Origin of the sequence: Luteolibacter sp. Y139 (assembly GCF_038066715.1) — a bacterium.
In the GTDB taxonomy this organism is placed as follows: Bacteria; Verrucomicrobiota; Verrucomicrobiia; order Verrucomicrobiales; family Akkermansiaceae; genus Haloferula; species Haloferula soli.
Window position 1 is genome coordinate 133,686 of record NZ_JBBUKT010000006.1, and the last position, 12,781, is coordinate 146,466.

Annotated in this window: 11 protein-coding genes; 9 read left to right on the forward strand and 2 right to left on the reverse strand. The window is 62.8% G+C overall.

What is annotated here, in order from left to right:
• Positions 1 to 74 precede the first annotated feature (74 nt).
• From WKV53_RS16145 to WKV53_RS16160, 4 genes are all read left to right on the forward strand, one after another.
• The gene (locus WKV53_RS16145) at positions 75 to 1,031 is read left to right on the forward strand and encodes a proline racemase family protein (protein WP_341405807.1); all 957 of its coding nucleotides are present in this window, start codon (positions 75 to 77) and stop codon (positions 1,029 to 1,031) included.
• A 25-nt stretch (positions 1,032 to 1,056) separates the two neighbouring features.
• Complete coding sequence (locus tag WKV53_RS16150; protein ID WP_341405808.1) at positions 1,057 to 1,962, forward strand: dihydrodipicolinate synthase family protein; 906 nt, start codon at positions 1,057 to 1,059, stop codon at positions 1,960 to 1,962.
• 78 nt (positions 1,963 to 2,040) lie between these two features.
• Positions 2,041 to 3,609 (forward strand): aldehyde dehydrogenase (NADP(+)), encoded by a 1,569-nt coding sequence (locus WKV53_RS16155; protein WP_341405809.1) that lies wholly within the window; start codon positions 2,041 to 2,043, stop codon positions 3,607 to 3,609.
• Between the two features lie 79 nt (positions 3,610 to 3,688).
• Positions 3,689 to 4,459, forward strand: coding sequence for a 3-keto-disaccharide hydrolase (locus WKV53_RS16160; protein WP_341405810.1), 771 nt, complete (start codon positions 3,689 to 3,691; stop codon positions 4,457 to 4,459).
• 14 nt (positions 4,460 to 4,473) lie between these two features.
• Here WKV53_RS16160 and WKV53_RS16165 read toward each other — a convergent pair whose 3' ends face one another.
• A complete protein-coding gene (locus tag WKV53_RS16165; RefSeq protein WP_341405811.1) occupies positions 4,474 to 5,091 on the reverse strand; it encodes a hypothetical protein in 618 nt (205 codons plus the stop codon).
• Positions 5,092 to 5,186: 95 nt separating this feature from the next.
• On the opposite strand from WKV53_RS16165, the gene WKV53_RS16170 reads away from it, so the two are divergent.
• From WKV53_RS16170 to WKV53_RS16190, 5 genes are all read left to right on the forward strand, one after another.
• Positions 5,187 to 7,316 carry a PQQ-dependent sugar dehydrogenase gene (locus WKV53_RS16170; protein WP_341405812.1) on the forward strand — a complete coding sequence of 710 codons (2,130 nt, stop codon included), beginning with the start codon at positions 5,187 to 5,189 and terminating at the stop codon, positions 7,314 to 7,316.
• 79 nt (positions 7,317 to 7,395) lie between these two features.
• Positions 7,396 to 8,034 carry a TetR/AcrR family transcriptional regulator gene (locus WKV53_RS16175; RefSeq protein WP_341405813.1) on the forward strand — a complete coding sequence of 213 codons (639 nt, stop codon included), beginning with the start codon at positions 7,396 to 7,398 and terminating at the stop codon, positions 8,032 to 8,034.
• Positions 8,031 to 9,656, forward strand: a complete 1,626-nt coding sequence (locus WKV53_RS16180) for a DHA2 family efflux MFS transporter permease subunit (protein ID WP_341405814.1) — start codon at positions 8,031 to 8,033, stop codon at positions 9,654 to 9,656. Before WKV53_RS16175 ends, WKV53_RS16180 begins: the two co-directional genes overlap by 4 nt.
• 20 nt (positions 9,657 to 9,676) lie before the next feature.
• Positions 9,677 to 10,801, forward strand: coding sequence for an HlyD family secretion protein (locus tag WKV53_RS16185; RefSeq protein ID WP_341405815.1), 1,125 nt, complete (start codon positions 9,677 to 9,679; stop codon positions 10,799 to 10,801).
• Positions 10,802 to 10,860: 59 nt separating this feature from the next.
• Positions 10,861 to 12,069 (forward strand): TCR/Tet family MFS transporter, encoded by a 1,209-nt coding sequence (locus WKV53_RS16190; protein ID WP_341405816.1) that lies wholly within the window; start codon positions 10,861 to 10,863, stop codon positions 12,067 to 12,069.
• On the opposite strand, the gene WKV53_RS16195 is transcribed toward WKV53_RS16190, so the two are convergent.
• Positions 11,974 to 12,654 (reverse strand): L,D-transpeptidase, encoded by a 681-nt coding sequence (locus WKV53_RS16195; protein WP_341405817.1) that lies wholly within the window; start codon positions 12,652 to 12,654, stop codon positions 11,974 to 11,976. The two genes, WKV53_RS16190 and WKV53_RS16195, sit on opposite strands and share 96 nt — an antisense overlap.
• Positions 12,655 to 12,781: the final 127 nt, after the last annotated feature.

Below are 12,781 nucleotides of genomic sequence, written 5' to 3' on the forward strand. Positions count from 1 at the left end.
CTCGTTGCTATACGGATTCGGAGGCGGTCGCTAGCCCTTTCGCCTAGACCCCGGTGCTAAAAAACCATGAACCCATGAGCGTTCCCCGCATTCGAGTCATCGATTCCCACACTGAAGGCGAGCCCACCCGCGTCGTGGTCGAGGGCGTGCCGGATCTGGTTGGCGGCACCATGCGGGAGAAGGCGACGCGGTTTTCGACCGAGCACGACTGGCTGCGCTCCGCCGTGTGCAATGAGCCGCGCGGGCATGATGCGATGGTTGGTGCACTCCTCTGCGAGCCTTCCGAGCCGGACTGCTGCTGCGGGGTGATCTTTTTCAACAACGTCTCGACGCTGAACATGTGCATCCACGGCACCGTGGGCCTCGCCGCGACGCTGGTGCACATGGGAAAGATCGGGCCGGGGGATCATCGGATCGATACGCCCGTGGGCGTCGTCGTCGCCCGGGTGCATGAGGATGGCTCTGTGACGGTGGCGAATGTGCCGAGCTATCGGAAGGCGGCGGATGTGCCGGTGGACGTGCCGGGCTGGGGGATCGTTCGCGGGGACATCTCCTGGGGCGGGAATTGGTTTTTCCTGATCGATGGCCAAGGGCCGGCGGTGGAGTTCGCGAATCTCGATGCTCTAACAAGCTTCACCTGGTCGGTCCGGCAGGCGCTGGAGCAGAATGGCATCACCGGCGACGATGGCATGGTGATCGACCACATTGAGAGCTTTGGGCCGCCGACGGATCCCGCGGTTTCCGACAGTCGCAATTTCGTCCTTTGCCCGGGCAAGGCCTACGACCGTTCGCCTTGCGGAACCGGGACCAGTGCCAAGCTCGCGTGCCTGCATGCGGCGGGAAAGCTCCAGCCCGGAGTGGTCTGGCGGCAGGCGGGGATTCTCGATACGATTTTCACCGGCACTGTCGAAGAGCTTCCCGATGGGAAGGTTCTCCCTCGCGTGACCGGCCGCGCGTGGATCATTGGCGAGTCCGTCTATCACTTCGATCCTGCTGATCCGTTCCGCAACGGTATCCCTTCGTCCCTCTAACAAATCACTACACCACCGCACCGAAATGAGCATCACTTGGAAGGGCGTCATGCCTGCCACCCTCACGCAGTTCAATGCCGACTACTCCATCGACCACGCGCTCATGGCGGAGCACGGGAAGTGGCTGGTTGAGAACGGCTGCACCGCCATCGTTGCCCACGGCTCGCTCGGTGAAGGTGCGACGCTGTCCTTTGAAGAGAAGGTTTCGCTACAGAAGATGTATGTGGAGGCTCTGCCGGACACTCCGATCATTCCGGGTGTGGCTTCGCTTTCGACCAAGGAGGCAGTGGATATTGCCAAGGCGGCCAAGGACAATGGCTGCCGCGGTCTGATGGTGCTGCCGCCTTACCTTTATGCTTCGGATTGGCGGGAGATGAAGGCGCACATGAAGGCGGTCATTTCGGCCACGGACCTGCCGTGTATCATTTATAACAACCCGGTCGCGTACAAGACCGACTTCGCCCCGAAGCACATCAAGGAGCTCGCCGATGAATTGCCGAACGTGGAGTCGGTGAAGGAGTCGTCCACCGATGCCCGCCGCATTGCCGGTATCCGGGAGGTTTGTGGAGATCGCTTGGCGCTCGGTGTGGGTGTCGATGATTGCGCGCTGGAAGGTGCCGCGATGGGCGCGACCTTCTGGATCACGGGCGTGGGCGGCGCTTTCCCGAAGCACAATGTGAAGCTGTGGGAACTTGGCACCACCGGCCGCATCGAGGAAGCGATGCCGATCTACACGTGGATGCTGGAGATGCTGCGGATGGATACCGTGGTGAAGTTCGTGCAGCTCATCAAGCTGCAGCAGAACCTCGCGAGCGGTGGGAAGTTCGGGAACAACCGCGTCCGGGCTCCGCGTTTGGAGCTGGAGGGCAAGGAGCTTGCCGAGGCAACAGCGATCATTGAGAAGGCGATTGCCACCGCGCCAGTGGTGTAAGGATTGCGGACGTTCCGTCCACAACGTGTCGACAGAATGTCGACACTCCTTATTTCCTCGTCATCTTCTGTCTCCATCATGACCACCCAGCTTCTCGGCACTTCTTTCATCGGCTACTCACGCGGCACTGGCAGCGATGTCTGCGGCCATGCGATTTATCCTGCCAGCGGCGGGAAACTGGAGCCCGCTTATATCGCGGCTACTCCGGATGAAGTGAACGTTGCGGTCGATCTGGCGGGGCAGGCGTTTCCGAACTACTCGACTCTTCCCGGCACGCTGCGCGGTGCGTTCCTGCGTGCCATCGCGGACGAGATCGAAAAGATCGCCGATGACATCGCGGTGCGGGGTCCGCAGGAAACCGGCTTGCCGGAGGCCAGGCTGCGTGGTGAGACGGCTCGCACGACGGGGCAGCTCCGGATGTTTGCGGCGCTGGTGGAGGAAGGGTCGTGGGTCGATGCCCGCATCGAGCTCGCCCAGCCGGATCGTCAGCCCTTGCCGAAGCCGGATCTCCGCTCGATGCATCGCGCGCTGGGGCCGGTGGCGGTTTTTTGTGCGAGTAATTTTCCGCTGGCATTCTCGGTGGCCGGCGGGGATACCGCCGCGGCTTTGGCTGCGGGTTGTCCGGTGGTGGTGATTGCCCATCAGTCGCATCCCGGGGTAGCGGAATTAGTCGGTGGCGCGGTGATCCGTGCGGCGCTGGCGACGGGTATGCCGGAGGGCGTGTTCTCGCTGCTCTACGGCGGCGGCCGCAGCGTGGGGATCAGCGTGGTCCAGCATCCGGTGATTCAGGCGGTTGGTTTCACGGGCTCGCGCGGAGGTGGCACGGCGCTGATGGCAGCGGCGGCCAATCGCGAGCAGCCGATCCCGGTGTATGCGGAGATGAGTTCGGTGAATCCGGTGGTAATTTTGCCGGGTGCGCTGGAGCGTGGTGAAACTGCTTTGGCGGAGGCTTTCTTTGGATCGCTCACCCTTGGTGTGGGGCAGTTCTGCACGAATCCCGGACTGGTTTTCATGCCGGAGGGGAAGGGCTTTGGCTTCATCGAGCGGCTTCGTGAGCTGGTCTTGGCTGCGACACCGGGCACGATGCTGAACGCGACGATTTGTCAGGCTTATGCCGAGACCGTGGAAGCGGTCGCCTCCACCGAAGGCGTCCAGACGATCGCCCGGGCGACTGCCGGAGCGGGGCAGGGAGCGCCCGCAGTCTTCAGCGTTTCGCTGCGCCGTTTCCTTGAAGCGGATCTGCTGCGCGGGGAAATGTTCGGCCCTGGCACTTTGATCGTGCGCGGCTCGCTGGAGGAAATCGAGGCCGCTATCCCGGAACTGGAAGGCCAGCTCACGGCCACGGTCCACGGCACGGCGGAAGAACTCGCGGCGCACGGCTCGCTGGTGAGCGCCCTCGAATCCCGGGCCGGTCGTCTGATTTTCAATGGATTTCCCACCGGTGTGGAAGTCTGCCACAGCATGGTTCATGGCGGGCCTTTCCCGGCGACCTCCGATGGACGTAGTACTTCGGTCGGCACCATGTCCATTCATCGCTTCACGCGGGCCGTGGCATGGCAGGGATTCCCGGATGCCTGCTTGCCGGCGGAGCTTCAGGAAGGGAATCCCCTGGGGATCCGCCGGATGGTCGACGGGCAATTCGTCTAACCACCGGACCTAGGCTCCCCGACTGGGTGGTACGGATTGAATTGCCACGCCGCCACGAACAGCCACCATCTTCCCCATCATGAAAGCATTCTTGTTCGCGGTCCTCGCTCTGCTGCCGTCGCTTCGCGCCGCCGACCACCCGTGGGTGACCTTGTTCAATGGCAAGGATCTCTCGGGCTGGACGCCGAAGATTTCGGGGCACCCGCTCGGTGACAATGCCCACGACACCTTCCGCGTCGAGGATGGCATGATCAAGGTGAGCTACGATAAGTATGGGAAGTTCGATAGCCAGTATGGCCACCTGTTTTCGAACCTCGCCTACTCGCACTACATCCTGCGGATGGAATACCGTTTCGAGGGCAAGATGATGGCGGATGCGCCGAGCTACGTGAACCTCAACAGCGGCGTGATGATCCACGCGCAGCCGCCGCAGAGCATGGGGCTGAACCAAGGTTTCCCGATCAGCATGGAGGTCCAATTCCTCGCCGACGAGGGCAAGGGCAAGCGCTCGACCGCCAATGTCTGCACCCCGGGGACGCACCTGGAACTCGATGGGAAGAAGGTTACGCAGCACATCGTCGAGTCATCCGCGCCGACGTTCCCCGCGGGCGAGTGGGTGAAGATCGAGGTGGAGGTGCATGGCAATGACGAGGTCATCCACCGCGTGAACGGGCAGGAAGTGCTGCGCTATCAGAAGCCGCAGCTCGATCCGGTCTGCAAGATTTCCCCGGCCCAACCGCTGGTGGATGCCGGTGCTCCCACGATGATTTCCTCCGGGCACATCGCGCTCCAGGCGGAGGGGCAGGGCGTGTGGTTTCGGAATATCGAGCTGAAGCAGTTGGAAGACTAGTGAGGCAAGGGACCTCACTTCGACTTGGCTTCGAGCCACTTCAGGCTCGTTGCCTTGCAGGGCTCGCAGAAGGCTCCGCTTTCCTTGTCGACGGTTTCGATGCTGGCCTCGGCGTCGCGCATCACGCAGCCGGCAGCTTCGCAGTGGGGCAAGCCGGTGACGTGGCCGACTTCGTGGATGGCCACTTTCCGAAGGCGGTCGCGGAGTTTCTTTTCATCGGCGCCGCGGGCACCGAGGCGGAAGGTGGAGACGACGCATGCGTGGCCGTCGATTTCGCCGAGGCCGAAGATGCCCCAGTCGACGTGCTCGTCCTTGGTAGTGGAGATGTCCTTTTCGGTGATGCCGATGACTACCGGATGCTTGGCGGGAGCGATCTCCTTCAGGTGATCTAACAGATTGTCCGCACGGTAGCGGCTGCGAGGAGCATACCATGCGGACTTGGGGAGGGGACGATTCCCCAACAGGATGACCTTCACGCCGAAGGCTTCTTCCAGGCCACGCTTCACGACTTCGATCCGCTCGGCTTTCACTCCGCCCAGAGGTTGGAGGGCGATGGGGGCGGGCTTCTCCTCTTCGGCGGTGGCCAGCCGGGTAAACGCGAGCAGAAATAGAAGCAAAAGGCGGGGGAACATGCGCTTTCACGATGCCCGAAGGGACTGTGTGAGCAAGCCCGCTCCGCCGGGACATGGCGCTTGCCGCCGGTAGGACGAAATGCTCTGTTTTTGAAATGCAGAACGGGTTTGTTTTGGCGGCTGGGGTGCTCACGGTGGCGATCGCAGGGGCTCAGACGCCCGATTTGGCGACATTCGAGCGCCAGGCGATGGAGCGTGGCGGTGACGCTGGCCGGGGACGCGAGGTGTTCAATGCCGCGACGTCCCTGTGTTCGACCTGCCATAGCGTCGATGGCAGTTCTTCCAAGATCGGACCGGACCTCGGGGCGATTGGCGACAAGTTCGAGCGGCGCGACTTGATCCGCGCGGTGCTGGATCCGGGAGCGACCGTGGCGGTGGGCTACGGCACTACCACGCTGGGGACGAAGCAGGGCCAAACTCTCAGCGGCGTGGTCAAGTCCGCTACGCCCGAGGCGACGGACCTGATGGGCGTGGATGGTCGCGTGACGCGCATCGCCACGGCGGACATCGTTTCGCGCAAGAATGACGACGTGACGCTGATGCCGCCCGGCCTGTGCATGACGATGGGCGTCGACGGCTTCACCGATTTGATCAGCTACCTGCAGAGTCTGCGCGCCGCATCGCCGGGCGAGTTGCCGGGAAGCCCGGAGCGCATTCCCTTGGCGGTGGGGCAGGCGAGCTTCGAGCCCTTGTTCGGCCCATTCGATCATCCGACTTGGCTCGGCTGGATTCCGGGGCAGGCGACGAAGGCTGCGCTGGTGCTCGAGCACGCGGGGAAGATGTGGTTCGTAGAGCAACGCGACGGCAAGGAACAACGCCGGCTGTTTCTCGACATCAGCAGCATCGTCCGGCGTGGTGGTGCAACGGGTCTGTTAGGGATGGGTTTCCATCCCGACTTTGAGAAGAACCGCCGCTACGTGTTGAAGTATCAGGTGGTGGAGAACGGCGTGATTTCCACGGTGATCGATGAGCGGAAGATGAAGCCGGATGCGATCGAGGACAGCGGCGAGGCACCGCGGCAGATCATCAAGATCCGTTCGGTGACGCAGGATCATAATGGTGGCTCGATTGGCTTCGGGCCGGATGGCTTCCTTTATTTTGGCATGGGCGATACCGGTCCGCAGCGCGATCCACAGGGTCACGGGCAGGACATGAGCATGCTGTTAGGGAAGCTGATGCGGATCGATATTGATCGGACCGAGGGCGATCTCGGCTATGCGATTCCGCAGGATAATCCGTTTCGCGGAGTCGAGGGAGTGCGGCCGGAGATCTGGGCAAGCGGTTTCCGCGAGCCGTATCGCATGAGCTGGGATCCGTTGACGAAGGATTTGTGGGTGGGCGATGTCGGCCAGGATCGGATCGAGGAGGTGGGCATCGTTCGCCGTGGTGAAAACCATGGCTGGAACGTGTATGAGGGGCATCATCCCTTCTCCGAGCGCTTCCGCCGGACGGGGGAAGTTTATGTGCCGCCGGTGATGAGCTATTCGCATCGCCACGGCGTCTCGGTGACGGGAGGTGAGGTGTATCGAGGGAAGAAGGCGCCGCAGATGGAGGGCTGGTACATTTTTGCTGATCATGAGAGCCGTCGGGTGTGGGCGCTGACGCAGCAGGATCGCAAGCTCGGCCAGGTGGTTGAGATCGCCCGTGCGCCGAGCCGGGTGACGGCGATCACGCGGGATGGAGACGGGGAGTTGCAGGTGGTCGGTTTCAATGACGGCATGATCCAGCGGCTGAAGCTGGAGGCCGTGGATACCCGGCCAGTCGAGACGCGGGTGATTGCGGAGACCTCGGAGCGGACGCCGGTGAGCTGGCGTTTCACCGAAGCGCCGCCGTCGGAGGGTTGGCAATTCGGCGACTTCGATGCCAGCGGGTGGAATCTCGCGCCGGGCGGTTTCGGCACTGCTGGCACTCCGGGCGGCAACATTCGTACCACGTGGCGGAGCGGGGACTTGTGGGTGCGGCGGGAGTTCGATGTGGCTCCGGAAGTCGCGGCAGCTGCTGGCAATCTGATCCTGAGGCTGCACCACGATGAAGACGTGGAGGTTTACCTCAATGGCAACGAGGTTTACCGTCGGACGGGCTGGACTCAATCCTATGTGGATGAACCGCTTGCGGGTGTTTCCCTGAAGGCGGGTCGGAATGTGATGGCCGTGCATTGCCACCAGAACGGCGGCGGGCAGTACCTCGACGCGGGCCTTCTGAAGACGGTGACGCCGGGCTCGTAAGCTCCGTAATTTTACTCTTCCGAAGATTTCCGATTGCAAACGGCGTCGGTCGGGTTGATGGATGCAAGTAATCACTTGCATGCACCCCGCCAACACTGAAATTACCCCGCTTTCTCCCGCCGCAGAGCGCTTGCTTGATGCTGCGGTCCTCGTCTTCGCGCGGGTCGGCATCAGTGGTGCCACGACGCGGGAGATCGCCAAGGAGGCGGGGGTGAACGAGGTCACCTTGTTCCGCAATTTCCAGAGCAAGCAGGGGCTGCTTGCCGAGGTGCTGAAGCGCGCCTTCTTTCCTTCGAATGAGGTCCAGTTGAAGGGACTTTCCGTCCTCACCGGGGCGACCGTGGAAGAGGTGCTGATGGATTTCGCGGCGGCCGATTTCGAGCGGAAGCGGCGGAACATCGCATTGATCCGGGTGCTCGTCGGCGACGTGCATAATCTCGGCGAAAAGGAGTCGGAGGTGCTCAAGGAGATCTTCCAGCCGTGGAAGCGGGAACTCGCGAACCGGCTGACCGAGGCGAAGGAACTTGGCTTGATCCGTGATGACGTGACCCCGGTCATTGTCGTCGATCAATTGATCGCGATGACCTTCGTTGGGGCGCTGCGCTGCGGTACGATGAAGGCGACGGACTATCCGCCGGAGACGTATTTGAAGGCTTGTGTGGAGACGCTCGCGCGGGGCATCGCGGCAGAGCCGGAGAAAAGGAGGCGTCGTCCATGAGCGCGCCTGCGGCTCTTTATGGTTCGGACCCTTCCTTGCTTTCGCCGCTCGCGGCGCGGCTGCTGGACAAGGGTGTGCTGAAGTGGGCGATCTCGCTGACGGCATCGCTTGGCGCGATCCTGGAGGTGATCGACACGGTCATCACCAATGTGGCGCTTGTGGACATCCGCGGAAATCTCGGCGCGAGCTTGGCGGAGGCAGGGTGGGTTTCCACCGGCTATGCCTGCGCGAACGTGGTGATCATTCCGCTGTCGGCGTGGCTGGGTTTCCGCTTCGGGAAGAAGAACTATTTCATCTTCTCGCTGATCGGCTTCACGCTGGCCTCGCTGCTGTGCGGTATGGCGCCGAATCTCGGTGTGCTGATCTTTGCCCGGGTGCTGCAGGGGCTTGCCGGTGGCGGTTTGTTAGCCAAGGCACAGTCGATCGTGTTCGAGGCATTCTCGGACAAGGAGCGCGCGCTGGCGCAATCGATCTTCGGTATGGGCATCATCGTGGGCCCTGCCATCGGCCCGGTGCTAGGCGGTTGGCTCACGGATAACATGGGTTGGCGCTGGATCTTCTTCATCAATCTGCCGATTGGCATCCTCGCGGTGCTGATGGCGTGGATCTTCATGCCGGCCGACGATGAGAAGAAACTGAAGCGCGGCGGTAGCGTCGACTGGTGGGGGATCGGCTTGCTTGCGGTGGGGCTCGCGAGCTTCCAGATCATGCTGGAGGAAGGGCAGCAGGAGGATTGGTTCGCGTCCGGACTGATCGTGGCCACGGCGATTGCCAGCGTGATCGGCATTGCCCTTTTCGTGTGGCGCGAGCTGGTGACGCCGCATCCGGCGGTGGACCTGCGGGTGCTGCGCTATCGTTCGATGGTTGGCGGCACGATTTACTCGGCGCTGTTGGGTATCGGCATCTACGGGATCATGTTCGCGGTGCCGATTTTCGTGCAGGATTACCTGCACTACACGGCCTTGCAAAGCGGGATGCTGCTGGTGCCGGGCGCGCTGGTTTCGGCGGCGACGATGATGCTGTTCGGCCGCATCGGCGGAAAGGTCTCTCCGCGGATCCTGATCACCATTGGTGCGCTGCTGACTAGTATGACTGGCTTCATGCTGCATGACATCAATCCCTCCACCGGTGCGGCCCAGATCTTCTGGCCGCTGGTGATCCGGGGCATGGGCAGCGTGCTGATCTTCATGCCGCTGAGCATGGCCACGCTGGGACCCTTGGCGAAAAAGGACATCGCTGCGGGTTCGGGGCTCTATAGCCTTACGCGGCAGCTCGGCAGCAGCATCGGCGTGGCGCTGATCACGACACTGCTGGCTCGCCAGGAAGCGGGGCATCGTGCGGTGCTGGTGGAGCGGATCTCGGAATTCCGGCCGGCTTTCGTCGATCGTCTGCAGGCGCTTACCAGCCATTTCTCCGCGCAGGGAATGGATGCCACGGCGGCGCACGATCAGGCGATGAAGCTGATCGACCGCGTGGTCTCCGGCCAGGCAATGCTGGTATCCTTCAGCGATCTCTTCATCGGCGTGGGCGCGCTCTTCATCGTGTCCCTGCCAATCATTCTCCTGTTAGGCGGCAAGAAGGCTGGTGGCGATGCAAAGGAAGCCGCCGCTGCCGCCCACTGAAATTTCAAAACACATCTGACATGTCCGAATCCATCCATCCCGAAGACGCGGTCGCTTATCCCGCGACGCGGAAGAAACGCAGGCCCTTGCTCACGGTGGGCGTCCTTGCCCTGTTAGGCTGCGGCCTTGCCTGGTCCGTTCACACCGCCCAGCTCGCTTTCTCGACCGAGAAGACTGACGATGCCTACATCACCGGTCGCGTTCATCGCATCGCCGCGGGGGTCGAAGGGCCGTTGCTGGAAGTCGTGGCCGATGACAACGAAGAGGTGAAGTCCGGCCAGGTGCTGGCGCGCATCGATCCCAAGGAATACGAGATCCTCGAGAAGCAGGCGATCGCGGCGCTGGAGCAGGCGAAGGCCGGCGAGCTGCAAGCGCAGGCGGCTGCCAGCGAGGCGCGGGCTTCCAGCCGGCAGGCCGATGCCAATATCTCGATGGCGGAGGCCGAGGTGCTGCAGGGCCGCTCGAAGCTCGACCTCGCGCAGAGCACCGACCAGCGCAATGACAAGCTCCTCCGCGGCAGCATGCACGCCATCTCACAGGCCGAGTCGGATGTGTCCCGTAGCGATGTGGCCGCGGCCGAAGCGATTGTGGCGGCTGGTGAAGCGAAGCTTGCGGCGGCCCAGGCCGGGAAAGAAGCAGCGCAGTCCTCGATCCAATCCGCCGAGGCTCGTGTTGTTTCCGCGCAGGCCGACATCGCCGCTGGCAAGGCAGCGATCGAAGAAGCTCGCCGCAAGATCGAACTTACGACCGTGACTGCGCCAGCCGCCGGTCGCGTGGGGAACAAGAACGCCGAAAGCGGCAACCGTGTGCAAAAGGGCCAGCCGCTCTATGCGCTCGTTGAGGAGGACTACTGGATTGTTGGCAATTTCAAGGAGACGCAGCTCAAGAACATGAAAGAGGGCCAAGCGGTGGACATCGCGGTCGATGCGCTCGGTGGCAAGCACTTCAAGGGCACCATCGATGGTCTGGCACCGGCCACGGGTGCGCAGTTCGCGCTGTTGCCGCCGGACAATGCGACGGGCAATTTCACGAAGGTGGTCCAGCGCGTGCCGGTGAAAATCACCTTCGACCGCGAATCGATCCGCGGCTCGGAAGCGCTGCTGCGGGCCGGACTCTCCGCGGTGGTGCGGGTGAGCGTGAATTGAAAGCAGAGGGGGCCAGTGAATTCGATTCCCCACTGAGAGTGCTCCGATAGTCTCTATTCATGGCCCGCCCGAAGCCCGCGATCATTTTCATCTTCATCACGCTGTTCCTGGATATCTTCGGGATCGGCGTGATCGTGCCGGTGCTGCCGAAGCTGGTGGAGCAGCTGCAAGGTGGCAATGTGGCGGCGGCGGCGCATGCGGTGGGCTGGCTCGGTGCGCTGTATGCGCTGATGCAGTTCATCTTCTCGCCGGTGCTCGGCAGTCTCTCGGACCGCTTCGGGCGGAGGCCGGTGATCCTGCTGTCGTTGCTCGGGTCAGGGCTTGATTACCTAGTGCTCTATTGGGCGCCGACGATGGGCTGGCTGTATGGGGCGCGGATCATTTCCGGCATCACGGCGGCGAACTTCTCGGCGGCGAGCGCCTACATTGCCGATGTCACGCCGCCGGAAAAGCGGGCGGCGGGCTTCGGGATGATCGGCGCGGCCTTCGGGCTCGGCTTTATCGCGGGGCCAGCGATCGGCGGGCTGTTAGGTGACTATGGGTTGCGGGTTCCGTTCCTGGTCTCCGCTGGCATCACCTTGTTGAATTGGCTCTATGGTGCGTTCGTCTTGCCCGAGTCGTTGGCACCGGAAAACCGGCGGCCGTTTCATTGGGAGAGCGCGCATCCGGTCAAGGCACTGGCGGCGCTGCGTCGCTGGCCGGTGGTCTTCGGCTTGGCCGGAACTCATTTCCTGAGTAATCTCGCTGGCAATATTTATCCATGCCTGTGGGTGCTCTACACCGGGGTGCGCTATGGGTGGCAGAGCAAGCAAGTGGGCTTGTCGCTGGCCTTGGTGGGCGTAACCTCGGCGGTGGTGCAGGCGGGGCTTGCGGGCAAGGTGATCAAGCTTATCGGCGAGCGCCGCGGTGTTTATGTCGGCATGCTGGCCATGGCGCTGGCGATGTTCTGCTATGGCACCGCGACCCAAGGGTGGATGGTTTATGGGATCATCTTCATCGGGGCGGTCGCCGGCATTGGCGGCGCCGCGACGCAATCGATGATTTCGCAAGCAGTGCCTGCTGATGAGCAGGGTGCGGTGCAAGGTGCGCTCAATAGCATCACCAGCGTGGCGGGGATCATCGCGCCGATCCTGTGGACAGCGATGTTCTCGTGGGCGATCGCGCCGGAGCGGTCACTGCACTTGCCGGGCTTGCCGTTCTACGGTGCTTGCCTGGTCGCGCTGATCGCTGCGGGGATGGCTTGGCGCGTGTTCCGGAGAACTGCCTGAGGCCACAGGACGCGGAGGCAGCTCGGCCTTTGGAACGCCGGTCTTGATGACCTTTACCGGGGTGCCGACTTTCACGACCTGATAGAGCGTCGGGACGAAGTCCTTCGGCAAGCGGATGCAGCCGTGCGATGCCGCTTCGCCGGGGCGGGGGATTTCACCGGCATGCATGCCGACACCGTAGGACGTGAGCCGCATCCAGTAATGCATGGGCGAGGGATGGTAAGTATGGCCCTCGGGCACGGGCGTGGTCGGCTGGGCGTCGCCATTGCTGACATTGCCGGCGGGATCGGTGATCCAGCCGTAGAGATTCGAGAGCTTCACCTCCATCATCTCGGAGACCCTGTAGTTTCCTGGGGTGGTCGAGTGGCCTTCCTTGCCGGTGGAGACGAAGGACCAGCCGATGGTCCGGCCGCCACGCTTGTAGGTGGCGATCTGGGACGAGAGGTCTATTTCCACCGAGATGTCTCCGGGCCCCTTGTCATCGTCCCACTCGTACATCACATGTGATGCCTTCGGCGGCGGGGCCGGGTGGAAGAGGGTGCAGGAGGGGAGACCGAGCAGGGCGAGGAGGAGGAAACGACGCATGACGGGCGGGCGCTGCCGTTAGATCATCGCATGTGCTGCGGGGCGGCGAGTCTTTTCCTCCGGGGGGAGCCGGTGGCATCCTGCCGAGAATTCGAATCCGGGCTTCCATCCCGCTGCCGGATGGGCT